Source organism: Aminobacter sp. J44, from assembly GCF_007829415.1.
Classification (GTDB): domain Bacteria; phylum Pseudomonadota; class Alphaproteobacteria; order Rhizobiales; family Rhizobiaceae; genus Aerobium.
The window spans coordinates 133,977-156,172 of record NZ_VLJG01000023.1 but is presented as its reverse complement, the minus strand read 5'-3'; the positions used below and the strand labels follow the sequence as shown (position 1 = coordinate 156,172).

Genomic DNA, 22,196 nt, shown 5'->3' with positions numbered 1-22,196 from the left:
TCTTCAATCGCCGCAATAACTCGACCGCGAAGGTCCCCGCTCAAGCTCCTCGTCATCACCACCCTCCTGGCAAATCACCAAGAGCAGTGAATCAGACTAAACTGATCCCGTGAATCCTCAAACCGACTCTGTGTTCATAAAAGATGCTCTAGTGCTTTCTTTTGTGGGTCGCATTTGGTTTGCGGCAACGACTGGTTTCAATCATGGTGTCTTAGGCGCCCTGGTGTTCTGGATTGTTGCAGTATTCACGGTCGGAATTGTTGCACATCTAAGCTTCCGCTTTCTGGAGCTGCCGATTTTAGCGGCGTTCCGGAAGACCTATTTCAGGCGGGAGCCGCGGACGGTAGGTAGCCATTGATATTATTTGGCTGGTGAGCACTCGGTGGTTGGCGGCGGCTATCGCGCGACTGTGACCACAACCGAGCGCCCGACGCCGCCGCGCCCATAAATCTCGACCAGAACGACGGCGCCGCCACGCATCACATCGCGCGCGGCCTGACGCGAAATTGAGCCAGATCGCAGCATGCTTTCGAAGGCAGCGCGGTTGTTGGCGTCGTGAAAGAAGCTGTCGCCCTCATCCAGCCGATCGCGGATCCGAAACCGGTGATAGTTGGCGCGGTCCTGGCGCAGTACCTGCCATGGCTGGCTGAGCCGGGCGCCACTCGAGTTGACCAGATCGCGCGGGCCGATTTCGGCGATGTATTGCTCGATCAGCACATCGCCCCTCGGAGCGGACTGGATGATGGATTGTGCCCCGGACGTGGCGGGCAGGGCGGCCAACGCAACCAGTCCTGTGACCGTACCTCGAATGAATTTCCTCACCATGCCAGGCGGCATCGATCATCCTCCCGCTCGCTGCATTCCCCGGTTCTTTATAACCAGCGGCAAAGGGCGAGTCGCGCCCCGGCACCGCGAAGAACGGCAAAAAGCAAAACGGCGGGCCGAAGCCCGCCGCCAGTAAAATCCTTAGTCCGCCGCCGGCGCGCCGGCGCAGAGCTTGTTGCCGATTGGATCGCGCAGATAGGCGAGAAAGAGCTTGCGCGGCCCGACCTGGCGCACGCCGGGAGGGTTTTCGCAGGTGGTGCCGCCGTTGGCGACGCCCGCCGCGTGCCAGGCTTCGACCAGTTCCGGGCTCGCCATCTTGAAGCCGATGGKGCCGCCATTGGCGTGGGTAGCCGGCTCGCCGTTGATCGGCTTGGTCACCAGGAAGCGCATGCCGTCTTTGGAATAGACGACACGGCCCTTCGGATCGATCTGTCCGGCCTCGCCGCCGGCGGCAAGGAAAATTGCGTCATAAAAGGCCTTAGAAGCCTCAATATCGTTCGCGCCGACCACGATGTGGCTGAACATTCATGCCCCTCCTCAGTGAGTGTGTTGCGGAAAAGGAGCTAGACTGATTCCGGAGAGCAGCCAAGGCAAACCGGAGCAGCCGCGCGGTGCTTCCCGATCATGTGAACTGAAACCTCGCGGGAGCCGGCGCGTTGCTCGTGGCTGGCCTGCAACATCATCTTGCTAACCTTTGGAGAGATAAGGCAGATGGGTTCCGCACGGCTCCGCTCCGGGTTAAACGGCATAGTCACGAACTGAAAGGCGGGAGGCGCTTTTGGAAAATCCGCAAGACCGGCCTCCTGAATTCGAAGTCCGCGATTCCGTCATGGAGGGCGGGATCTACGACGACTCCGGCGTGCTGCGGCCCGAATTCCTCAACCGGGTGACGACGGCAATCGCCGAGGGCGACACCGAGACGCTCAAACAGAACGTCGGCGAGCTTCACCAGTCGGAGGTCGGCGACCTTCTCGAGACGCTTTCGCCAGACCAGCGCCTCGCGCTCGTCGAGCTCATGGGCGCGGACTTCGACTTCTCGGCGCTGACCGAGGTCGACGAGGCCATTCGTCTCGACATCGTCGAGAACCTGCCGAACGAGCAGATCGCCCAGGCCGTCCAGGAACTGGATTCGGACGACGCGGTCTACATCCTTGAGGACCTCGACCAGGAAGACCAGGACGAGATTCTCGCGCAGCTGCCGTTCACCGAACGGATCAGGCTGCGCCGGTCGCTGGACTATCCGGAAGATTCGGCCGGCCGCCGCATGCAGACCGAATTTGTCGCCGTGCCGCCGTTCTGGACGGTCGGCCAGACGATCGACTACATGCGCGAGGACAGCAATCTGCCGGAATCGTTCAGCCAGATTTTTGTCATCGACCCGACCTTCCGCCTGCTCGGGACAGTCGATCTCGATCGCATCCTGCGCACCAAGCGCGCGGTGAAGATCGAGGAGATCATGCACGAGACGCGCCATGCCATCCCGGCCACCATGGACCAGGAAGAGGCGGCGCACGAATTCGAGCAGTACGATCTTCTCTCGGCCGCCGTCGTCGACGAGAACGACCGCCTCGTCGGCGTACTGACCATCGATGACGTCGTCGACGTCATCCAGGAAGAGGCCGAGGAAGACCTGATGCGCCTCGGCGGCGTCGGCGATGAAGAGCTGTCGGACTCGGTACTGGCGACCTCGCGCTCACGCATTCCCTGGCTGATGGTTAATCTCGTCATGGCCTTTCTGGCGGCATCCGTTATCGGCCTGTTCGATGGAACGATCCAGCAGATCGTGGCGCTCGCGGTACTGATGCCGATCGTGGCTGGCATGGGCGGCAATGCCGGTTCGCAGACCATGACGGTCACGGTGCGTGCGCTCGCCACCAAGGACCTCGACATTTACAACGCCGGCCGAATCATCCGCCGCGAGATCGGGGTGGGGCTAATCAACGGCATCCTCTTCGCAACGCTGATCGGTATTGTCGCCGGCTTCTGGTTCTCTGATCTCAACCTTGGCGGCATCATCGCCGTTGCGATGGTGATCAACCTTCTGGTCGCCGCGCTGGCCGGCATTCTCGTGCCTCTGTTGCTCGACAAGGCGGGAGCGGACCCTGCTGTTTCGTCGGCTGTTTTCGTGACCACCATTACTGACGTCGTCGGCTTCTTCGCCTTCCTCGGCCTTGCGACCTGGTGGTTCGGTCTCCTCTAGGTGCACTCCTCCAAGAGGGGAGTTTGACTTTTACGTAAGTGCCGTGGCAAACATGAGCGAGCGGCAGGACAAGCGAAATGCGTGAATATTACACCATCACCGAGCTGACACGCGAATTCGACGTGTCGACGCGGACCCTTCGCTTCTATGAGGACGAGGGACTCATTTCGCCGATCAGACGCGGACGGACCCGCCTGTTTCGTCCCTCCGACCGTCATCTGATTCGTCAGATCCTTCGCGGGAAGCGCCTCGGATTCTCGATCGCGGAGATCCGCGAGATTATCCAGATGTACAAGGAGCCACCGGGCGAGGTGGGTCAGCTCAAGCTGATGATCCGCAAGATCGAGGAAAAGCGCGAGGAACTGCGCCAGAAGCGGCGAGACCTTGAGGAGACTCTCGCAGAGCTCGACAACGCGGAGGAAAGCTGCGTCGAGCGCTTGGTCGAGCTGGGCGTGACCACCTGACCGGGCAGGCAGTCCTCATAAATCTGGCACAAGGGTTGAGGTATCGCAGGTACCGCCGCGCCATGCTATCTGCCGATTGATGAAACCCGCCGCCTCCGCCTCTCCGGACAAGCACTCGACGCGCACCCGCTGGTTCTTCCGGGGCGTGGCGTCGGCGGTATCGATTCCCGGCCTTATCCTCATCAGCGCGTTTGTCGGCTTTGCGGGCCTCGCCCGCGAGGCGGGCATCACCCTGCCGCAGGCCGTGTTCATGACCGGCCTCGTCTGGGCGCTGCCTGCCAAGGTGGTGCTGATCGGTGCCATCATGTCGGGCGCGTCGCTGCCTGCGGCGGCGCTTGCCGTCAGCCTTTCGTCGGTGCGCCTGACCCCAATGGTTGTGGCTCTGATGCCAGAACTGCGCAGCGAGGGCGGCCGGCCAATCGTGCTCTACCTGTTGTCGCACTTCGTCGCCGTGACTTCTTGGGTCATCGCGATGGAAAAGGTGCGCGAGGTCCCGCGCGAGATGCGCACCTCCTGGTACGCGGGCCTTGGCGGATCGCTTGTCCTTGGCAACATGGTGGTCGTCGCGTTGGTCTATGCCGTCGCCGGCAGCTTGCCGCCGATCCTGTCAGCCGCGTTGCTGCTTTTGACGCCGATCTATTTCCTGACCTCGCTCTGGGGATCGGCGCGCGAAGCTGCGAGCCACTACGCAATGACCTTCGGGATCGTACTTGGACCCGTCTTCCATGTTTGCATGCCGGGGGGCGACCTGATGGCTGCCGGGTTCATCGGCGGAATCGGCGCCTACGTCCTGTACAGGTTGCGCAAGGGGCAGGGCGCCTGATGACCTTCACCGCATTCGAAAACTGGTGGTGGCCCTACCTGTTCATCCTGATCGCCGGCTCGCTTGCGACCGACATCTGGCGCTTTCTCGGCGTCTATCTCGGCGGGCGGATCAGGGACGATTCGGAGGCGCTCGTCTTCGTGCGCGCTCTGGCAACGGCACTGGTGGCCGCCGTCATCGGCAACCTTATCGTGTTTCCCTCGGGAGCTCTGGCTGCCGCGCCGCTCTTGTTGCGGCTTGTCTCGGTGCTGGTGGGTTTTGCTGCTTACCTGAGATTCGGCAAACTGGTGATCGTGGGGATCATGGTGGCGGAGGCCGTGCTGATCGGCGGCCTCTACCTGATCGGCTTCGAAGCCTAGCCGTTACTCGGCGAGCGCCGCGCGGATCTTCTCGGCATTTGCCGCCAGCACGCCCTGGTCTTCCATCTGTCCGGTGTGTGGCTTCAGCGCGACGCCCTCAAAGCGCGGAATGACGTGAACATGAAGGTGGAACACCACCTGACCGCCGGCGCTCTCGTTGAACTGCTGGACCGTCACGCCATCAGCAGAGAATGCCTTTTTGACGGCACGCGCGAGCTTCTGTGTGGTCCTCGCAACGGCGGCGAGGCTGGCTTCCTCGACGTCAAGTATGCTGCGGGCGGGCTGCTTCGGCAGCACGAGGCAGTGGCCGTCGCCGCGCGGCATGATGTCCATGATGGCAACGGTGTCGTCGTCCTCGTAAACCTTGTGGGAGGGTAGTTCGCCGCGCAGGATCTTGGCAAAGACGTTGGTCGGATCGTAGGCAGGTGTCGTCATCGAAGCCTCTGGTTCGCTCAGTTGGTCTGTTATCAGGGGAATAGGATATTGGCGCGCCCGGTCAACTGTCAGGATGCGGCTTCCGGGTCCTTGCGGAACGGCGTTGCGTCCTCCAGCCACTCGCCCACCTGTTCCACCTCTCGCCGTTCCTGCTCGAGATAGTCCGCGACCGCGCGGCGGAAGCCGGGATGGGCGATGTAGTGCGCCGAATGGGTCGTCACCGGCCGGTAGCCGCGCGCGAGTTTGTGTTGGCCCTGCGCGCCGGCCTCCACGACGCGCAGTTTTCGCGAAATCGCGAACTCGATCGCCTGATGGTAGCAGACCTCGAAGTGTAGGAATGGATGGTCCTCGATGCAGCCCCAGTTGCGGCCGTACAGTGTGTCCGAGCCAATGAAGTTGATGGCGCCGGCAATGTAGCGGCCATTGCGGCGGGCCATGACGAGCAGGATGTCGTCCGCCATCCGCTCGCCGATCAGCGAGAAGAACTGCCGGTTTAGGTAAGGCCGGCCCCACTTGCGGCTGCCGGTGTCCATGTAGAAGGCGAAGAAATCGTCCCACACCGCTTCGGTGAGGTCGCTCCCCGTAAGCCACTCGATGGTAATGCCGGAACTCACTGCCTCGCGGCGCTCGCGCTTCAGCGCCTTGCGCTTGCGAGAAGCAAGTGTGGCGAGGAAATCATCGTAGCAATCGAACCCTTCGTTGAAGAAGTGAAACTGCTGGTCGATGCGATGGAGGAAGCCTGCCTCAGTAAGCGCGTCGATGTCGTCGCCCTGGGCGAAGGTGACGTGGACCGACGAGGTGCCGAGCGTGTCGTTCAGCGCCTTGAGGCCGTTGGCGAGCGCGGCCCGAACAGCATTTCCGTCGAACCCCTCGCGGACCAGCAGGCGAGGGCCGGTTGCCGGGGTGAAGGGAACAGATACCTGCAGCTTCGGATAATAGTTGCCGCCGGCACGCTCGAAGGCATCGGCCCAGCCGTGGTCGAAGACGTACTCGCCCTGGCTGTGGCTCTTGGCATAGCAGGGCACTCCCCCCACTAGCGTTCCGTCAGGCGCTTCGAGCCGCAGGTGCCGAGGGGCCCAGCCAGTTCGTGCCGTCGCGCAACCGCTTTCTTCGACAACTCTCAGAAAGTCATACGAAATGAACGGGTTATAGAGCGAAATTGCACTGGTAGAAGAAGTGCCGGAGAGTAGATTCCACTCTTCCGGCCGGAAGTCGTGCATCCCCGTGACCGCACGCAGGACGAAGTCGCCGGCACTTCCTTCTGAAACACTGCGCTCGCTCGTGGCCATAACGCATAGATACGCGCCTCAAGGAGCGATGCAAGTGCGGCCTAGGCCTCGTAACCCTCGAAGGTGACCTGATCCGCGTACCTGGCGGTCGTGTCGCGCGCCTGCTGGTCCCGAACCGTCCAGGTGATGACCGGCATGGCAAGCTTTTCACGCACGAAGCAGATGAACGGGTTGGGCAGATCGGAGACGCTGAACGAGACGAACGAGATCGGATGCGCCAGCATCGAGAAGTGGAGTTCGAGGTCGCGGATGCCCTTGCCCTCGGCCGTCAGGCCGCCCGGAATGCCAGGCGCGTCTTCGGCGAAGCGGCGGACCAGCCAGTGGTCGAACGACATGATCGCCGCCTGGCCCTTGTAGCCGGAGAGGACGGAAGCCACGGCCTTCACGAGGCCGTTGTCCTTGCCCTCGATGCCCTTGAGCTCGATCACCAGCGGCACGCGGCCGTCGATGACATCGAGTAGCTCGCGCAGCGTCGGCGCATGGTCGTTGGTGCCACCGATCTTCATCGCCGCCATCTCGGCAGCCGTCTTTTCGTAGATGAAGCCCTTCTGGCCGGTCAGGCGCTCGAGTTCCGAGTCGTGGAACACGACCGGCACCCCGTCGGACGAGAGGTGGACGTCGCACTCGATCGCATAATTGCGCTCGATTGCTGCGCGCGCCGCCGAGAGGGTGTTCTCCCAGCGGGTCTTGTTCATGTCATGATAGCCGCGATGGGCAATCGGCCTCTGCGTCAGCCACGAGATGTCGGTCATGTCCTGATGTCCGTCTGGGCGGGGTACTGTTACTTGAGCTCGACGATCGCCTCGATCTCGACCGGGGCGTTGAGCGGAAGGACCGCAACGCCAACAGCCGAACGGGCATGCTTGCCCCGCTCGCCGAGCACCTCGGCCAGGAAATCGGAAGCACCGTTGGCGACAAGGTGCTGCTCGGTAAAGTCAGGCGACGAGGCGACGAACACGGTGATCTTCACGAGGCGCGCGATCTTTTCGAGATCGCCCGTGGCAGCCTGGATCTGGGCGAGGATGTTGATCGCGCAGGCGCGCGCCGCAGCCTTGCCGGCCTCGGTGTCGACGTCACGGCCGAGAAGGCCGGTCGAAATCAGCTTGCCGTCGACCAGCGGCAGCTGACCGGCCGTGAGAAGCAGGTTGCCGCTCTGTGCAAACGGGACATAATTGGCGGCAGGGGCAGCTGCAGCAGGAATGGTGACGCCAAGATCGGCCAGCCGTTTTTGGATTGTGTCGCTCATGCTCTCTTCCCTATGCTTGCGCGCAGGCGCGGGTCAGGCGCTGTGATGCCCCGCTTCTGCCACGAATAGCCTTTCTGTTAAATACCAGTTTGCGGCATCGCCGCGTCGGGGAGATTACACATGCGCGCCGCGTGCCTTGCCTTGCCGTTCGTCCTGTCCGCTGCGCTCCCTGCTCAGGCAGGTCCGCTTTTACCCCACCGCGCGGTCTACGACCTTGCCCTCGAGAATGCCTCGGATCGTTCCGGCATCACTGGAATCGTCGGCCGCATGGTCTATGAGTTCAACGGCTCGGAGTGTGACGCCTATACGGTAAAGTTCCGCTTCGTGACGCAGATCGACACCCCCGACATCACGCGTATCACCGACCAGCAGACGACCACCTTCGAAGACGGTGACGGCAAGACCTTCAACTTCGTCACGCGCTCCTTCGTCGACTCGGTGATGGACAAGGAAGTGAGGGGCTCCGCCAAGACCGAAGGCAGCGAGACGGTCGTGTCGCTCGAAAAGCCGGAGAAGCAGGAATTTGCGCTCGAGAAGACTCAGTTCCCGACGCAGCATCTCCTCGAATTGCTCGACAACGCCCGCAAGGGCGAGACCTTCTACGAGACGACGCTGTTTGACGGTTCGGAAGATGCCGACCGGATCATGACGACCACTGTCATTATCGGCAAGGGTTCAACGCCAGCTGCGAATGATCCGGAACGTAAGGCGATCAAGACGCTCGCCGATGATGAGTTCTGGCCAGTCGACATCGCCTATTTCGATCTCAAGGGAGATCAGGGCGAGGAGATCCCTACCTACCGGATCAGCTTCAAGCTGCACGAGAGCGGCATTACCCGCGACCTCGTCATGGACTACGGCGACTTCTCCATGACCGGCACGCTGGTCGATCTCGCCCTGTTCGAGCCGGCAAAGGACTGCGCCCAGTAACGGCTGCCCATGGCTGTCTACGTCGATGATGCGATCTGGAACTTTGCCGGTCGCAAGTGGTGCCACCTGATGGCCGATTCGGAAGAGGAGCTGCATCGCTTCGCGGCACGGCTCGGCGTGCATCGCTCCTCCTATCAGGGGCCGCCGAAGACGGCAGCGCCTCACTACGACATCACGGGATTTGAGCGGGACCGCGCCATCCGCATGGGCGCGCTGGCGGTAAGCCGGGCAGAAATTCTTGCGGTGTACCGCGGGGTGAGGCGGCCGGGCGAAAAACAACGCCGTCAGCTTGTTTAGCCGGACGGTTGCCTTTTCTCTTCGTCGCCTATATATGCGCGACCATTCCACACGCGGACTTGGTTTCATCCGGGAGAAATCCGGCTGCGACCGCCGGTGGCGGGGRGCTCCGCTTCTCGTCATGTCCGTGGAGGCTAACCGGAAAGGAAAAAGAAAATGGCACTGCCTGATTTCAGCATGCGCCAGCTCCTGGAAGCTGGTGTTCACTTCGGCCACCAGACCCACCGCTGGAACCCGAAGATGGCTCCGTACATCTTCGGCGCTCGCAACAACATCCACATCATCGACCTTTCGCAGACCGTGCCGCTGCTGCACCAGGCTCTCAAGGTCGTTTCGGATACCGTTGCTCGCGGCGGTCGCGTCCTGTTCGTCGGCACCAAGCGTCAGGCTTCGGACATCGTTGCTGAGTCTGCTGCCCGTTCGGCTCAGTACTACGTCAACTCGCGTTGGCTCGGCGGCATGCTGACCAACTGGAAGACGATCTCGAACTCGATCCAGCGCCTGCGCAAGCTCGACGAGCTGCTGGCTGGCGAAGCCCTCGGCTTCACCAAGAAGGAGCGCCTGAACCTCGAGCGCGAGCGTGAGAAGCTGAGCAAGGCTCTCGGCGGTATCAAGGACATGGGCTCGACCCCGGACCTGATGTTCGTGATCGACACCAACAAGGAAGCTATCGCCATCCAGGAAGCCAAGCGCCTTGGCATCCCGGTCGTCGCGATCGTCGACTCGAACTGCGATCCGGACAAGGTCGACTACCCGATCCCGGGCAACGACGACGCCGCACGCGCTATCCAGCTCTACTGCGACCTGGTTTCCCGCGCTGCGATCGACGGTATCGCTCGTCAGCAGGGTGCTCTGGGCATGGACCTCGGCGCTTCGGAAGAAGCTCCGGTTGAGCCGACGCTCGAAGCAGACGGCAACGACGCGTAATCCCGTTGGCCGCTTCGTGCGGCTGCAGACTTGAACTTCGGGCAGGCGCACCTGGAAATCCATGGTGCGCCGCGCTCTTTTGAAAATACCGGATTTGAAGAGGCGACAATGAGCATTTCTGCTGCACAGGTCAAACAACTGCGCGAGATGACCGGCGCGGGCATGATGGACTGCAAGGCTGCGCTGGCCGAGACCAACGGCGACCTCGAGGCCGCTGTCGACTGGCTGCGCGCCAAGGGCATTGCCAAGGCCGACAAGAAGGCCGGCCGTACCGCTGCTGAGGGCCTGGTTGCCGTCGCTGCCGACGACAACGGCGCCGTCGTCGTCGAGGTGAACTCCGAGACCGACTTCGTTGCCCGCAACGACGCCTTCCAGGACATGGTTCGCAAGATCGCCACGGTTGCTCTCGGCACCGACGGTTCGGTCGAGGCTGTTGCCGCTGCTGGCTATGCAGACGGCAAGTCGGTTGCCGACACCATCAAGGACGCCATCGGCACCATCGGCGAGAACATGAACCTGCGCCGCTCGGCCAAGCTGACCGGCACGGTCGCGACCTATATCCACAACGCGGTTTCTGACGGCCTCGGCAAGCTCGGCGTTCTCGTTGCTATCGAGACTTCGGGCAATGCTGACGCTGCCCGAGCTTTCGGCCGTCAGGTCGCGATGCACGTTGCTGCTACCAGCCCGCTCGCTCTGACCGCTGAAGAGGTCGATCCGGCCGCCGTTGCCCGCGAGAAGGAAATCTTCTCGACCCAGGCTCGCGAGTCCGGCAAGCCGGAGAACATCATCGAGAAGATGGTCGAAGGCCGCATGCGCAAGTTCTACGAGGAAGTCGTGCTGCTGAAGCAGGCTTTCGTCATGAACCCGGACGTTACCGTCGAGCAGGCCCTGAAGGAAGCCGAGAAGGAAATCGGCGCTCCGGCGAAGATCACCGGCTTCGTCCGCTTCGCTCTCGGCGAGGGCATCGAGAAGGAAGAGACCGACTTCGCTGCCGAGGTTGCAGCTGCGGTCAAGAGCTAATCGTTCTTCCCAGCCATTCACTGGTAACGACAGGGCGCCGCGTGACATCGCGGCGCCCTTCGTGTATCGGGGCACCGCATTCATGAATTTGCCGAGGGAGCCCATGCCGAACACGCCAAAATATCGTCGCGTCCTTCTGAAGGCTTCGGGCGAGGCCCTCATGGGCAATCAGGGATTTGGCATCGATGTCGAGGTGGCAGATCGTATTGCCGCCGACATCAAGGAAGCCCGCGAGATGGGCGTCGAGGTGGGCGTCGTCATCGGCGGTGGCAACATCTTCCGGGGCGTGGCGGTTGCCTCGAAGGGCGGTGACCGCGTGACGGGCGACCACATGGGCATGCTGGCGACGGTTATCAATTCGCTCGCCCTGCGCACCTCGCTCATCAAGGCCGGCGTCGACGCGGTCGTGCTTTCCGCCATCGCCATGCCTGAGCTCTGCGAGAGCTTTTCGCAGCGCCAGGCGACCGCCTACATGAATGCGGGCAAGGTCGTCATCTTTGCAGGCGGTACCGGCAACCCGTTCTTCACGACCGACTCCGCCGCGGCCCTGCGAGCTGCAGAAATCGGCGCTGACGCGCTGTTCAAGGGCACCCAGGTTGATGGCGTCTACTCGGCCGATCCCAAGAAGGACCCGAACGCGACGCGGTACGACAAAATCACGCACGAGCAGGTCATCCGCGAGGGCCTTGCGGTCATGGATACGGCGGCGATTGCGCTTGCGCGTGAGAACAACATTCCGATAATCGTCTACTCGATTCATGAAAAGGGCGGGCTCGGCGCGGTCCTGCGTGGCGAAGGCCGTTGTACGGTCGTCAGCGACACGTGACGAAGCCAGCTCCTAGATTTCCCACAATCAGCGCCGACTATAAGGCAGCGGAGGATTACCGATGACCAACGGAGTCGATTTCAACGACATTCAGCGTCGCATGGACGGCGCCGTCAACGCTTTCAAGCATGACCTTGCCTCGCTGCGCACTGGGCGCGCCTCGGCAAACCTGCTCGATCCGATCCAGGTTCAGGCCTACGGCTCGACCATGCCGATCTCCCAGGTGGGTACGGTCAGCGTTCCGGAGCCGCGAATGATCTCGGTATCCGTCTGGGACAAGCAGCTGGTGGGTGCGGTCGATCGCGCCATCCGCGAGTCGAACCTCGGCTTCAACCCGATTGTTGACGGCACGACCCTGCGCATTCCTCTGCCGGAGCTCAACGAGCAGCGCCGCAAGGAGCTCGTGAAGATCGCTCATCAGTACGCTGAGAACGCGCGTGTCGCCGCTCGCCACGTACGCCGCGACGGCATCGACGCCTCGAAGAAGGCGGAGAAGGATGGTGTCATCAGTCAGGATGATGCCCGCGTTCAGTCGGACCGTATCCAAAAGATTACGGATGACACGATCGCACTGATCGATAAGCTGCTCGCCGAGAAGGAAGCAGAGATCATGCAGGTCTAGGCCTCGCGGCCTGACGCCTGGTCTGCTTCTCGGGGGAAAGGAACCGGGATTTGAAACCCGAGCACATCGCGATCATCATGGACGGCAACGGCCGGTGGGCGAAAGCTCGCGGCCTGCCGCGCATTGCGGGGCACAGGGCCGGCGTCGAGGCGCTGCGCCAGACCGTGCGGACCGCAGGCGACCTCGGGATTCCGTGGCTTACCGTCTACGCATTTTCCTCCGAAAACTGGTCGCGGCCGCAGTCGGAGATCAGCGATCTCCTCGGCCTGCTGAAGACCTTCATCCGCCGCGATCTCGCGGAGCTGCACAAGGCTGGTGTCCGTGTTCGGATGATCGGTGCCCGCGAAGGGCTCGCCAAAGACATTCGTCTCCTCATTGAGGAGGCCGAGAGCCTGACCGCTGACAATACGTCGCTCAACCTGGTGATTGCCTTCAACTATGGCAGCCGCGACGAGATCGTCCGGGCGACGCGTTCGATTGCCGAGGCGGTTGCCGCCGGCTCGATCCGTCCGGAAGATATCACCCAGGAGAGCTTCGCAACATTCCTCGACACGCACTTCGTGCCGGATCCGGATCTCATCATCCGAACCAGCGGCGAGCTGCGCCTGTCGAACTTCCTGCTCTGGCAGGGGGCCTACAGCGAGCTGGTCTTTCTGCCGTGCTACTGGCCCGACTTCGGCAAGGCCGAGTTGCTGGGAGCTATCAAGAGCTTTGAGGCGAGGGAGCGCCGGTTTGGCGGCGTGACGCCGGCACGGGACGTCGCCCTATGACGGCGGCGGGCAGTCACAGCAATTTGCAGCTTCGCATGATGTCGGCAATCGTGCTTGCGATCGTCGTGCTTGCTCTGACCTGGGCTGGCGGCTTCTGGTATCGGCTGCTGTCGGCCGTCATCGGCGCGGCGATTCTCTACGAGTGGACCAGCATGGTGCTGCCGAAGGAGAAAGTGGTTCACCGCGTCCTCTTAGGGCTCCTGTTCCTGCCCGTTCTTGCGCTTCTCGTCATCGGTTATCCCATCTTGCCGACGCTGATTGTTCTCGTGGCGGTTTTCCTGGTCGTGCTGATCTACGGCGTGGCGACGAAATCCGGCCTCTGGCCGTCGCTCGGCGTTATCTATGCCGGCATCAGCGCCATTTCGCTCGCTGCCCTGCGCAACGACGATTCGTCCGGCCTTGCGGTCACGATCTTCCTCTTCGCGGTCGTATGGGCGACCGACATTGCCGCATATTTTGTCGGCCGGAAGTTCGGCGGCCCGAAGCTCGCGCCTTCCATATCGCCCGGCAAGACCTGGAGCGGCGCCATCGGCGGCACGCTGGGTGCTGTCGTTGCGGGCCTCATCGTCGCGTGGTCCTATGGCACCAGTTGGAACATCGTGGCGCTGTTCGTCCTCATCTTGGTGCTGTCCGCGATCTCGCAGATCGGCGACCTGTTCGAATCGTCCATCAAGCGGCGCTACGGGGTAAAGGACTCGAGCCAGCTCATTCCGGGCCACGGTGGGGTGATGGACCGCGTCGACGGGTTGGTAGCGGCAGCGGCCGCGCTGTTCATCCTGGGTGCGGTATTCGTGTCACCAGATTTCCCCGCTCATTTCCTGTTCGCCCGGTGACCACCGCGGAACTGTCCACTATGGTCAGCTTCGGACACGGATTTGCCCGTATTGATCCTGTATCTGGGCGAAGGAACAAGAGCGGGCAAGAACCGAAGTGAACGACATCCTGGGCACATTCTTCAGCCTCGACAACATCATCTTCACGACGCTGATTCCCTTCCTGTTCGTGCTGACCGTCGTCGTCTTCGTGCACGAAATGGGGCACTACCTCGTCGGCCGCTGGTGCGGTATCGGCGTGCGAGAGTTCTCGATCGGCTTCGGCCCAGAGCTGTTCGGCTTCTTCGATCGCAAGGGGACCCGCTGGAAGCTTTCCGCCATTCCGCTCGGCGGCTACGTGAAATTCGTCGGCGACATGAGCGTGACCAGCGATCCCTCGACGCAGGATACGGGCGTGCTGACGCCGGAGGAGCGCAAGGGCGCGTTCCATCTCCAGCCGGTCTGGAAGCGTGCTGCGACTGTCTTTGCCGGCCCCTTCGCCAACTTCCTGCTGACGATTGCCGTCTTTGCGGTGATGTTCTCGCTCTATGGCCGCTACGTGTCGGAGCCGATGGTGGCCGAGGTGCGCCCCGGCAGCGCTGCCGAAGAGGCGGGCTTTCAGCCGGGTGACCGTTTCGTTTCGGTCGATGGTAAGCGCGTGACGACATTCGGCGACGTTCAGCGCCTGGTTTCGGGGCGCGCCGGCGATACCATCACTTTCGTCATGTTGCGTGGCGAGAAGGAGGTGACCCTGACCGCGACACCTCAGCTGGTTGAGCAGCAAGACGCGCTCGGCAACACCATTCGCATCGGCGTCATCGGTGTCGTCAACAATCAGGAACTCGGCCAGCCGCGCCACATCGAATACGGGCTGGGCGAGGCGCTGGTCGAGGCGACGAAGGAGACGGGCCACATCATCGCCCGTACTGGCCAGTTCTTCCAGCGCTTCGTGACGGGGCGGGAGGACCGCTGCCAGCTCGGCGGACCGGTCAGAATTGCCGATATGGCAGGGAAGGCGGCTGCGCTCGGCTTCGAGTGGCTGGTTCAGTTGGTGGCGATGCTGTCGGTTGGAATTGGGATTCTCAACCTCCTGCCGATTCCCCCTCTTGATGGCGGACATCTGGCGTTTTACGCAGCGGAAGCCGCCTTGCGCCGTCCGGTGTCTGAGCGCGTGATGGAGATGTTCTACCGGGCGGGCCTGCTGGTTGTGCTCGGCTTCATGATGTTCGTGTTCTGGAACGACCTGTTTGGTTGCTAAAAGATGAACGAAATGATCGGCTTGCTAACGAAATTGACGGCGCATTTACCATGGCGCGGCTTATCCGTGACGCTAATGCCACGGCCGGTGATTAAGTAAATGGATCTTAACCAGAACCCTTGCGTGTAGGCGAAATCCGGGTAATACGGTACGACACTTGTGACAGCCACGTCCGGTGTTCTCGCCGTGGGGACTACGAGAATAAAAGGTTTCAGAGCCCAATGAAGGCAGCTTCTAATTTGTTCGGCGCCGTTTCGGCGATCGCTATCTCGGCCGGCGTTGTGGTGAGCGGCGCTGGTGCATTGCAGCTGGCAACCGTGGCCGTCGCAGAAGCCGCCGTGGTCAACAGGATCGAAGTCCGCGGCAACCGCCGCGTGGACGCGGAGACGATCCGCAGCAACATCGCGATCCGTCCCGGCAGGAATTTCAACAACGACGACGTCGATGAGGCTGTGAAGCGCCTGTTCGCTACCGGCCTGTTCTCCGACGTGCGCATCAACCAGGCTGGCGGCGCGCTCGTCGTCACCGTCGACGAATACTCGATCGTCAACCAGGTGCTGTTCCAGGGCAACAAGCGCCTGAAGGACGAGGACCTTATCCGTCAGATCCAGCTGCAGCCGCGCGGCTCGTTCTCCAGCGCGACCGCCGAGGCTGACGCCGAAACCATCCGTCAGGCCTACGCTCGCGTCGGCCGCGAGGGTGCGAATGTTTCCTACCAGGTCGTCGACCTCGGCGAGAATCGCGTCAACGTCGTCTTCAACGTGGAAGAGGGCGGCCGCACCAAGATTTCGTCGATCACCTTCGATGGCAACTCGGCCTACTCCGACAGCCGCCTGCGCGACGTCATCTCGACGAAGCGCTCGGGCGTTATGTCGTGGCTGACCCGCAACGACATCTATGACGCCGACCGTCTGCGTGCCGACGAAGAGGCGCTGCGTCGCTTCTACTACAACCGCGGCTATGCCGACTTCCGTGTGATCTCGTCGTCCGCGCAGCACAACGACCAGACCAACTCCTACGACATCACCTTCGTCGTCGATGAAGGTCAGCGCTACCGCTTCGGCTCGATCGAGGTCGAGAGCACGGTCGAAGGCCTGTCGCCAGAAGTCCTGCGCTCGCAGATCAAGACCGTCGAGGGCAAGTACTACTCGGCCAAGGACGTCGAGGACACGCTTCTCGGCCTTTCCGAGCGCGCTGCTGACCTCGGCTACGCATTCGCGCAGGTTACCCCTCGCGGTGACCGCAATTTCGAGAACGGTACGATCTCGGTCGTCTACACGATCGACCAGGGTCCTCGTGCCTACATTGAGCGCATCGAGATCCGCGGCAACAGCCGCACCCGTGACTACGTCATTCGTCGCGAGTTCGATGTCAGCGAAGGTGACGCTTTCAACCAGGTCCTGATTCAGCGCGCCAAGCGCCGTCTTGAGGCTCTGGACTTCTTCCAGACCGTCAACATTGCGACCGCTCCGGGCTCCGAGCCTGACCAGGTTGTTCTGGTTGTCGACGTAGTCGAGAAGTCGACTGGTGAGCTGTCGATCGGTGGCGGTTACGCGACCGGTGGTGGTCCGACCGGCGGTTTCTCGGTTGAAGGCTCGATTGCAGAGCGCAACTTCCTCGGTCGCGGCCAGTCGATCCGTCTCGCCGGCGGTGGCGGCAAGAACTCGCGCGACTACCAGCTGTCGTTCACCGAGCCATACTTCCTCGGCCGTCGTATCTCCGCTGGCTTTGACATCTACCGCAACACCCGCGAGTACGATGAGTACCACAGCCAGCTGACCGGTGGCACGATCCGCTTCGGCCTGCCGATCACGCAGGGTCTCACCACGCAGGTGGCGTACAACTACACGCAGGAAAAGTACAAGTACGACGACGATTGCTTCGTTGGTTCGGACAATAAATGTGATGATGATGCAGTGCTATCGCGTCATATTCGTGAGGCAATCGGCGAGGGAACTTGGACGAAATCGTCGGTCAGTGGCTCGCTGATCTACAACACGATCGACAATATCCAGAACCCCCGCAACGGCATCTACGCCAACTTCACGACCGAAGTGGCCGGCCTTGGTGGAGATGCAAAGTGGGCGAAGTTCACGGCTCGCGGCAGCTACTACAAGCCGCTGGTCGATGAGCTCGACCTGGTTGGCCTTCTCTCGGTGGGCGCCGGCCACATTATGAGCTACGGCTCGGGTGAATTGCGGGTGTTCGACCACTTCCAGGGCAACGACCGCATGATCCGTGGCTTCAGGCACAACGGTTTCGGTCCGTATGACACGACGGTTGCGCCGGGTTATGATAGCCGTCACCTGGGTGGTACGACCTACTTCAATGCTTCTGCTGAAGTGCAATTCCCGCTGCCGCTGCTGTCGGAAAGCCTTGGCTTCCGGGGTGCCGCGTTTGTCGACGCTGCAACGCTCTACGGCAACGATCTTGCGAACGCTGCAGGCACCTCGATGGAGTGGCGTGCTTCTGCCGGCGCCAGCATCATCTGGGCCTCGCCGTTCGGTCCGCTGCGCGTCGACTACGCTGTGCCTTTCAAGAAGGAAGCTACCGACCGGGTGCAGGAGTTCAGCTTCGGCATGTCGACCCGGTTCTAGTCACAGCAACAACTCTTCCGGGCCGCTCGCGGCCCGGATAAGAAGGCTCGCATGACGGACCCGGTTTTCTTTCAAGCGTCGCGCACTTTCACCGCAGCTGAAATTGCGGCGCTGACGGGGGCGGAGCTTCGCACTCCTGAACATGCTTCGATGACAGTGTCGTCACTGGCGTCCGCCGAAAACGGCGGCGCCGGTGCGCTTGTCTTTGTCGAAGGCCGCCGCAACGCCGGCCTGCTCAAGGGCATTGCTGGCGGCGTGTTGCTGTGCACCGACGACGTGTCGAAAGACGTGCCGGCTGGTATTGCCGTTCTCGTTTCGAAGGCACCGCAGCAGGATTTTGCGAGCATCGGCCGCTTGCTGTTCCCCGCCGCTGCGCGTCCGGTCTCGGTGACCGGTGAGACCGGGATCTCGAAGACTGCCTTCGTTCATCCGAGCGCGACCATTGAAGCAGGCGTGATCGTCGAGCCGGGCGCGGTCATCGGCGCTGATGCCGCAATAGGCCAGGGGTCCATCATCGGCCCCAACTCGGTCATTGGCGCCAACTGCAAGATCGGCCGCGAATGCTTTGTCGGCCCCGGCGCCAGCGTCCAGCACGCGATGATCGGCAACCGAGTGATTATCCACGCCGGCGTTCGCGTCGGCCAGGATGGCTTTGGCTTTGTCGGCGGCCGTACCGGCCCGGAAAAGATGCCTCAGGTTGGTCGCGTGATCATTCAGGATGATGTCGAGATCGGGGCCAACACCACCATTGACCGCGGCGCGCTGTCGGACACTATAATCGGCGAGAAATCGAAAATCGATAATCTGGTCCAAATTGCGCATAACGTACGTATAGGTCGTGCGTGCCTGATTGCGGGCCAGTGCGGAATTTCCGGCTCAGTCACCCTCGGCGATGGCGTGATGATGGGCGGTAGCGTCGGCATTGCCGATCACATCAATGTAGGCTCCGGCGCGCAGATCGCCGCCAGGTCGGGTGTGATGAACGACATTCCGGCCGGCGAACGGTGGGCTGGCGCCCCCGCGCGGCCGATCAAGGATTTCTTCCGCGAAGTCGCCGCTATCCGGAAACTGATTACTCCAAGAACAGAGAAGGGACAGGGCGATGGCTGAGGAAACTCAGGGCAACACGCTTGAAAGCCTCGACATTCTGCAGATTATGCGGCTGCTGCCGCACCGCTATCCGTTTCTGCTGATCGACCGCGTCATCGAGATCGATGAAGACAACTCCGCGATCGGCATCAAGAACGTCACTTTCAACGAGCCGCATTTCACAGGACATTTCCCGGAACAGCCTGTCATGCCGGGCGTCCTCATCATCGAGGCCATGGCGCAGACGGCCGGCGCGATCTGCATCCGCAAGACCGGACTCGACAAGCCTTCGCTGGTCTACTTCATGACGATCGACAACGCGAAGTTCCGCAAGCCTGTCGTCCCCGGTGACCGCCTCGAGATCCACGTGAAGAAGCTCAAGCAGCGCGGCAACATCTGGCGTTTCGCCTGCGAAGCAATTGTTGAAGGCAACAAGGTTGCCGAGGCCGAAATTTCGGCCATGATGTCGCCGAAGACGGCGAGCTGACGGAGATTTTTTTTGACTTCCGAGACTTTTGTTCATCCGAGTGCGCTCGTCGAAACGGGCGCACAGCTCGGAACTGGCGTCTATGTGGGTCCCTTCTGCTATGTGGGGCCGGACGTGGTGCTGGGTGACAACGTTCATCTCGCAAACCACGTATCGATCCAGGGCGCCACGACGATCGGCGAGGGCACCCGTATTCAAGCGTTTGCCGCGCTTGGTGGCCTGCCGCAGGACACCAAGCACAAGGGCGGCCGCACGACGCTCATCGTCGGCAAGAATTGCGACATCCGCGAGTCGGTGACCATTCACAAGGGCTCTGACGCAGGTTCGGGCGCTACAGTGGTCGGCGACAACTGCTTCCTGCTGGCCTATTCACATATTGCGCACGACTGCGTGGTGGGCAACAACGTCACGCTTACCAACGGCGCGACCCTCGGCGGCCACTGCGAGGTCGGCGATCATGTCATCATCGGCGGCCTCACGGCCGTGCACCAGTTCTGCCGCATCGGCCGCCGCGCTTTCTTGGGCGGCTGCTCGGCGATCGTCGGCGACGTCATTCCCTTCGCCATGGCGGTCGGTAACCGTGCAACCCTGCACGGCTTCAACGTCGTCGGGCTGAAGCGCTCGGGCATGACCCGCACGCAGCTGCAGGCGATGCGCGCGGCTTACCGCATGCTGTTCTCGTCGAGCGGCACGGTGGCGGAGAACGCCGAGGCCGTCCGCAAGGAGTTTGCGGACATCCCCGAGGTCATCGAGATCCTCGACTTCATGACCAGTCGCGGCAAGCGGCATTTCGTGGTACCGGCATTGGGTGACCGCGATGATGCCCATGATGACATCGACTGACGAAGACAAGCAGATCAGGCATATTCCGGATGGACGCGTCGCCATCATAGCTGGCGGCGGCGCGCTTCCCGTAGCGGTAGCCCGCACGCTGGCCGAGCGGGGCAACAATCCGTTCGTCGCCGTTCTCCAGGGCGAGGCTGCCGAAGCAGACTTTTCCGGCATCGCGCAGACCACGGTGAGGCTCGAGGACTTCGGGCCGCTGCTCGATCGCTTCACGCAGGAAAAGATCACGCATGTGATCCTGGCCGGCAGCGTCGGCCGCCGGCCGAAACTTACCGGCATGAAATGGAACTGGACGCTGATGCGCCTGGTCTCGCGCGTCATCACCGGCCTCATGCGCGGCGACGATGGCCTGTTGCGAACGGTTATCGGCGCGATCGAAAAGCAGGGATTCCGCGTGGTCGGTTCGCATGAAGTGGTGCCTGACCTGCTGGCACCTGCTGGCGTTCTGACGAAAGAAGCTCCCAACAGGGCCGATCAGCGGGACATTGAGGCTGCTTCGCAGGCGGCCGAACTCATCGGCAAGCTCGACATTGGCCAGGCGGCTGTTGCTATTGGCGGCCGCGTCATTGCCCTCGAAGGCATTGAGGGTACCGAAGGACTGCTCGAACGCACGGCGTCCCTGCGCGGGCACGGGCGTTTGGCCGGCAAGAAGCGGGGCGTGCTCGTGAAGCGCCTCAAGCCGCAGCAGGAGCGCCGGGCAGACATTCCGGCCATTGGCCCCGACACGATGGATCAGGCCAACCGGGCCGGGTTAGCAGGCGTCGCCGTCGAGGCGGGTGGCTGCTTCATCCTCGACTTTGACCGCGCCATTGCCCGGGCCGATGAGCTCGGCCTGTTCGTCGTCGGCATCGAGCCGCAGGCTGCCAAGGAGGACATATGACTTCGGAGCGCCCGCTGCGCATCGCCATGGTTGCCGGCGAGGAGTCCGGCGACCTTCTCGGCGTCGATCTTGCCGAGTCGCTCCGCAGGATCACCGGTCGGCCGGTCGAGCTATGCGGCGTCGGTGGCCGGCATCTGCGCGAAGCCGGGATGGAGCCGCTGTTCGATGGCTCCGAGATCGCCCTTATGGGCATCACGGCAGTGGTAAAGGAACTGCCGAAGCTGATCCGTCGCATCAACCAGACGGCCGCGCACATCGTTGCCGCGAGGCCCGATTGCCTCGTCACCATCGATAGCCCGGACTTTGCGCTGCGCGTAGCGAAGAAGGTCCGCGAGGCCGATCCCAAGATCCCGATCATCCACTACGTCTGTCCCAGTGTGTGGGCATGGCGGCCGGGCAGGGCGCCGTCGATGAAGCCCTACATCGATGAAATTCTCTGCGTGCTACCGTTCGAACCGGAAGCGCTGCGGACACTCGATGGCCCGCAAGGCACTTATGTGGGCCACCGTCTGGCCGCCAATCCAGGCGTTGCGCAGGCAGCACAGATGCAGACCGAGCGCATCCGTGAAGGACGCAGAACACTGCTGGTCCTGCCGGGCTCTCGTCGCAGCGAAGTGCGCCGCCTGTTGCGGCCGTTCGGGGAAACCGTCGGCATCCTTGCTAAGCGCGGCCATGACTTTGAGGTCGTGGTCCCGACGGTGCCGCATGTCGCCCAAATCGTTCGCGACGGCTGCCTCGAGTGGCCCGTGTGGCCGCGGTTTGTTGAGTCTGCGGAAGAGAAGTGGCAGGCATTCGGCGAGGCGGATGCAGCCCTCGCAGCCTCGGGCACGGTCCTGCTGGAACTAGCCTTGTCGCGTGTGCCGATGATTTCCTGCTACCGGCCCGACTGGATGGCATCGCAGCTGATGCGGTTCGTCACCACCTGGTCGGCGGCGTTGCCGAACCTCATCGTCGACTGGCCGGTCGTACCGGAGTTCTACAACGACTTCGTTAGGCCCGAATATCTAGCTCGGCTCATCGAGCAGCTGTGGGCGGACACGCCCGCCCGCATCGCGCAGATCGACGGCCTTCTGCACGTGGCGCGGCGCATGAAGATGCCGAAACCTCCCGGCGATTTGGCTGCGGAAGTCGTCCTCCGCCGCATGGGGCGCTAGCATCGACCCGCCGCCACTGCCGCAATTTCCCGCCGAAATC

Annotated in this window: 25 protein-coding genes; 19 read left to right on the top strand and 6 right to left on the bottom strand. The window is 62.3% G+C overall.

Going from position 1 to position 22,196, the window contains the following annotated elements; genetic code table 11:
- Positions 1 to 396: 396 nt before the first annotated feature.
- On the bottom strand, positions 397 to 837 hold the full coding sequence (locus L610_RS11045; RefSeq protein WP_246658985.1) for a hypothetical protein: 441 nt from the start codon (positions 835 to 837) through the stop codon (positions 397 to 399).
- 129 nt (positions 838 to 966) lie between these two features.
- On the bottom strand, positions 967 to 1,350 hold the full coding sequence (locus tag L610_RS11040; protein WP_144705096.1) for a VOC family protein: 384 nt from the start codon (positions 1,348 to 1,350) through the stop codon (positions 967 to 969).
- Positions 1,351 to 1,654: 304 nt separating this feature from the next.
- On the opposite strand from L610_RS11040, the gene mgtE reads away from it, so the two are divergent.
- From mgtE to L610_RS11020, 4 genes are all read left to right on the top strand, one after another.
- Positions 1,655 to 3,025 (top strand): magnesium transporter, encoded by a 1,371-nt coding sequence (gene mgtE / locus L610_RS11035; protein WP_144705114.1) that lies wholly within the window; start codon positions 1,655 to 1,657, stop codon positions 3,023 to 3,025.
- A 77-nt stretch (positions 3,026 to 3,102) separates the two neighbouring features.
- Complete coding sequence (locus L610_RS11030) at positions 3,103 to 3,489, top strand: MerR family DNA-binding transcriptional regulator (RefSeq protein WP_024846787.1); 387 nt, start codon at positions 3,103 to 3,105, stop codon at positions 3,487 to 3,489.
- A gap of 79 nt (positions 3,490 to 3,568) precedes the next feature.
- Positions 3,569 to 4,312: an AzlC family ABC transporter permease gene (locus L610_RS11025; protein WP_144705112.1), complete on the top strand. Its 744-nt coding sequence runs from the start codon at positions 3,569 to 3,571 to the stop codon at positions 4,310 to 4,312.
- Positions 4,312 to 4,671: an AzlD domain-containing protein gene (locus L610_RS11020; protein WP_144705093.1), complete on the top strand. Its 360-nt coding sequence runs from the start codon at positions 4,312 to 4,314 to the stop codon at positions 4,669 to 4,671. Before L610_RS11025 ends, L610_RS11020 begins: the two co-directional genes overlap by 1 nt.
- A 3-nt stretch (positions 4,672 to 4,674) precedes the next feature.
- On the opposite strand, the gene L610_RS11015 is transcribed toward L610_RS11020, so the two are convergent.
- The 4 genes from L610_RS11015 to L610_RS11000 form a co-directional block, all read right to left on the bottom strand.
- Positions 4,675 to 5,106 (bottom strand): HIT family protein, encoded by a 432-nt coding sequence (locus L610_RS11015; RefSeq protein ID WP_144705090.1) that lies wholly within the window; start codon positions 5,104 to 5,106, stop codon positions 4,675 to 4,677.
- A 68-nt stretch (positions 5,107 to 5,174) separates the two neighbouring features.
- Complete coding sequence (locus L610_RS11010) at positions 5,175 to 6,326, bottom strand: GNAT family N-acetyltransferase (RefSeq protein ID WP_246658984.1); 1,152 nt, start codon at positions 6,324 to 6,326, stop codon at positions 5,175 to 5,177.
- A gap of 110 nt (positions 6,327 to 6,436) precedes the next feature.
- Entirely contained in the window at positions 6,437 to 7,147 is a 711-nt protein-coding gene (locus tag L610_RS11005) for a glycerophosphodiester phosphodiesterase (RefSeq protein ID WP_144705083.1), read from the bottom strand.
- A gap of 29 nt (positions 7,148 to 7,176) precedes the next feature.
- Positions 7,177 to 7,641 carry a RidA family protein gene (locus L610_RS11000; protein ID WP_024846793.1) on the bottom strand — a complete coding sequence of 155 codons (465 nt, stop codon included), beginning with the start codon at positions 7,639 to 7,641 and terminating at the stop codon, positions 7,177 to 7,179.
- A 120-nt stretch (positions 7,642 to 7,761) separates the two neighbouring features.
- On the opposite strand from L610_RS11000, the gene L610_RS10995 reads away from it, so the two are divergent.
- The 15 genes from L610_RS10995 to L610_RS10925 all read left to right on the top strand — a co-directional run bounded on the left by L610_RS10995 (position 7,762) and on the right by L610_RS10925 (position 22,156).
- Complete coding sequence (locus L610_RS10995; protein ID WP_144705080.1) at positions 7,762 to 8,571, top strand: cell envelope integrity EipB family protein; 810 nt, start codon at positions 7,762 to 7,764, stop codon at positions 8,569 to 8,571.
- Positions 8,572 to 8,580: 9 nt separating this feature from the next.
- Positions 8,581 to 8,868, top strand: a complete 288-nt coding sequence (locus L610_RS10990; RefSeq protein WP_144705078.1) for a DUF4031 domain-containing protein — start codon at positions 8,581 to 8,583, stop codon at positions 8,866 to 8,868.
- Between the two features lie 156 nt (positions 8,869 to 9,024).
- Positions 9,025 to 9,795, top strand: coding sequence for a 30S ribosomal protein S2 (gene rpsB / locus L610_RS10985; RefSeq protein WP_144705076.1), 771 nt, complete (start codon positions 9,025 to 9,027; stop codon positions 9,793 to 9,795).
- 108 nt (positions 9,796 to 9,903) lie between these two features.
- The gene (tsf, locus tag L610_RS10980) at positions 9,904 to 10,815 is read left to right on the top strand and encodes a translation elongation factor Ts (RefSeq protein WP_144705074.1); all 912 of its coding nucleotides are present in this window, start codon (positions 9,904 to 9,906) and stop codon (positions 10,813 to 10,815) included.
- Positions 10,816 to 10,918: 103 nt separating this feature from the next.
- The gene (gene pyrH, locus L610_RS10975; RefSeq protein ID WP_144705072.1) at positions 10,919 to 11,641 is read left to right on the top strand and encodes a UMP kinase; all 723 of its coding nucleotides are present in this window, start codon (positions 10,919 to 10,921) and stop codon (positions 11,639 to 11,641) included.
- 61 nt (positions 11,642 to 11,702) lie between these two features.
- Entirely contained in the window at positions 11,703 to 12,263 is a 561-nt protein-coding gene (frr, locus tag L610_RS10970) for a ribosome recycling factor (RefSeq protein ID WP_024846799.1), read from the top strand.
- A 77-nt stretch (positions 12,264 to 12,340) separates the two neighbouring features.
- Positions 12,341 to 13,033, top strand: coding sequence for an isoprenyl transferase (locus tag L610_RS10965; protein ID WP_246658987.1), 693 nt, complete (start codon positions 12,341 to 12,343; stop codon positions 13,031 to 13,033).
- Positions 13,034 to 13,068: 35 nt separating this feature from the next.
- Positions 13,069 to 13,866 (top strand): phosphatidate cytidylyltransferase, encoded by a 798-nt coding sequence (locus L610_RS10960; RefSeq protein ID WP_246658983.1) that lies wholly within the window; start codon positions 13,069 to 13,071, stop codon positions 13,864 to 13,866.
- Positions 13,867 to 13,963: 97 nt separating this feature from the next.
- A complete protein-coding gene (rseP, locus tag L610_RS10955) occupies positions 13,964 to 15,103 on the top strand; it encodes an RIP metalloprotease RseP (RefSeq protein WP_144705065.1) in 1,140 nt (379 codons plus the stop codon).
- A gap of 221 nt (positions 15,104 to 15,324) precedes the next feature.
- On the top strand, positions 15,325 to 17,700 hold the full coding sequence (bamA, locus tag L610_RS10950) for an outer membrane protein assembly factor BamA (protein ID WP_144705063.1): 2,376 nt from the start codon (positions 15,325 to 15,327) through the stop codon (positions 17,698 to 17,700).
- Between the two features lie 51 nt (positions 17,701 to 17,751).
- The gene (gene lpxD / locus L610_RS10945; protein ID WP_144705061.1) at positions 17,752 to 18,810 is read left to right on the top strand and encodes a UDP-3-O-(3-hydroxymyristoyl)glucosamine N-acyltransferase; all 1,059 of its coding nucleotides are present in this window, start codon (positions 17,752 to 17,754) and stop codon (positions 18,808 to 18,810) included.
- Positions 18,803 to 19,276 (top strand): 3-hydroxyacyl-ACP dehydratase FabZ, encoded by a 474-nt coding sequence (gene fabZ, locus L610_RS10940; RefSeq protein WP_024846805.1) that lies wholly within the window; start codon positions 18,803 to 18,805, stop codon positions 19,274 to 19,276. Before lpxD ends, fabZ begins: the two co-directional genes overlap by 8 nt.
- Positions 19,277 to 19,288: 12 nt before the next feature.
- Positions 19,289 to 20,119: an acyl-ACP--UDP-N-acetylglucosamine O-acyltransferase gene (lpxA, locus tag L610_RS10935; RefSeq protein WP_144705058.1), complete on the top strand. Its 831-nt coding sequence runs from the start codon at positions 19,289 to 19,291 to the stop codon at positions 20,117 to 20,119.
- Positions 20,103 to 21,002 carry an LpxI family protein gene (locus L610_RS10930; RefSeq protein WP_371713015.1) on the top strand — a complete coding sequence of 300 codons (900 nt, stop codon included), beginning with the start codon at positions 20,103 to 20,105 and terminating at the stop codon, positions 21,000 to 21,002. Before lpxA ends, L610_RS10930 begins: the two co-directional genes overlap by 17 nt.
- Complete coding sequence (locus tag L610_RS10925; protein WP_144705054.1) at positions 20,999 to 22,156, top strand: lipid-A-disaccharide synthase; 1,158 nt, start codon at positions 20,999 to 21,001, stop codon at positions 22,154 to 22,156. Before L610_RS10930 ends, L610_RS10925 begins: the two co-directional genes overlap by 4 nt.
- Positions 22,157 to 22,196: the final 40 nt, after the last annotated feature.

Bases quoted from the DNA above. Each gene is read 5' to 3' on its own strand.
- L610_RS11045 (WP_246658985.1), bottom strand. From the start codon at position 837: ATGCCGCCTGGCATGGTGAGGAAATTCATTCGAGGTACGGTCACAGGA.
- mgtE (WP_144705114.1), top strand. From the start codon at position 1,655: ATGGAGGGCGGGATCTACGACGACTCCGGCGTGCTGCGGCCCGAATTC.
- L610_RS11030 (WP_024846787.1), top strand. From the start codon at position 3,103: ATGCGTGAATATTACACCATCACCGAGCTGACACGCGAATTCGACGTG.
- L610_RS11025 (WP_144705112.1), top strand. From the start codon at position 3,569: ATGAAACCCGCCGCCTCCGCCTCTCCGGACAAGCACTCGACGCGCACC.
- L610_RS11020 (WP_144705093.1), top strand. From the start codon at position 4,312: ATGACCTTCACCGCATTCGAAAACTGGTGGTGGCCCTACCTGTTCATC.
- L610_RS11015 (WP_144705090.1), bottom strand. From the start codon at position 5,106: ATGACGACACCTGCCTACGATCCGACCAACGTCTTTGCCAAGATCCTG.
- L610_RS11010 (WP_246658984.1), bottom strand. From the start codon at position 6,326: ATGCACGACTTCCGGCCGGAAGAGTGGAATCTACTCTCCGGCACTTCT.
- L610_RS11005 (WP_144705083.1), bottom strand. From the start codon at position 7,147: ATGACCGACATCTCGTGGCTGACGCAGAGGCCGATTGCCCATCGCGGC.
- L610_RS11000 (WP_024846793.1), bottom strand. From the start codon at position 7,641: ATGAGCGACACAATCCAAAAACGGCTGGCCGATCTTGGCGTCACCATT.
- L610_RS10995 (WP_144705080.1), top strand. From the start codon at position 7,762: ATGCGCGCCGCGTGCCTTGCCTTGCCGTTCGTCCTGTCCGCTGCGCTC.
- L610_RS10990 (WP_144705078.1), top strand. From the start codon at position 8,581: ATGGCTGTCTACGTCGATGATGCGATCTGGAACTTTGCCGGTCGCAAG.
- rpsB (WP_144705076.1), top strand. From the start codon at position 9,025: ATGGCACTGCCTGATTTCAGCATGCGCCAGCTCCTGGAAGCTGGTGTT.
- tsf (WP_144705074.1), top strand. From the start codon at position 9,904: ATGAGCATTTCTGCTGCACAGGTCAAACAACTGCGCGAGATGACCGGC.
- pyrH (WP_144705072.1), top strand. From the start codon at position 10,919: ATGCCGAACACGCCAAAATATCGTCGCGTCCTTCTGAAGGCTTCGGGC.
- frr (WP_024846799.1), top strand. From the start codon at position 11,703: ATGACCAACGGAGTCGATTTCAACGACATTCAGCGTCGCATGGACGGC.
- L610_RS10965 (WP_246658987.1), top strand. From the start codon at position 12,341: ATGGACGGCAACGGCCGGTGGGCGAAAGCTCGCGGCCTGCCGCGCATT.
- L610_RS10960 (WP_246658983.1), top strand. From the start codon at position 13,069: ATGATGTCGGCAATCGTGCTTGCGATCGTCGTGCTTGCTCTGACCTGG.
- bamA (WP_144705063.1), top strand. From the start codon at position 15,325: ATGAAGGCAGCTTCTAATTTGTTCGGCGCCGTTTCGGCGATCGCTATC.
- lpxD (WP_144705061.1), top strand. From the start codon at position 17,752: ATGACGGACCCGGTTTTCTTTCAAGCGTCGCGCACTTTCACCGCAGCT.
- fabZ (WP_024846805.1), top strand. From the start codon at position 18,803: ATGGCTGAGGAAACTCAGGGCAACACGCTTGAAAGCCTCGACATTCTG.
- L610_RS10930 (WP_371713015.1), top strand. From the start codon at position 20,103: ATGATGACATCGACTGACGAAGACAAGCAGATCAGGCATATTCCGGAT.
- L610_RS10925 (WP_144705054.1), top strand. From the start codon at position 20,999: ATGACTTCGGAGCGCCCGCTGCGCATCGCCATGGTTGCCGGCGAGGAG.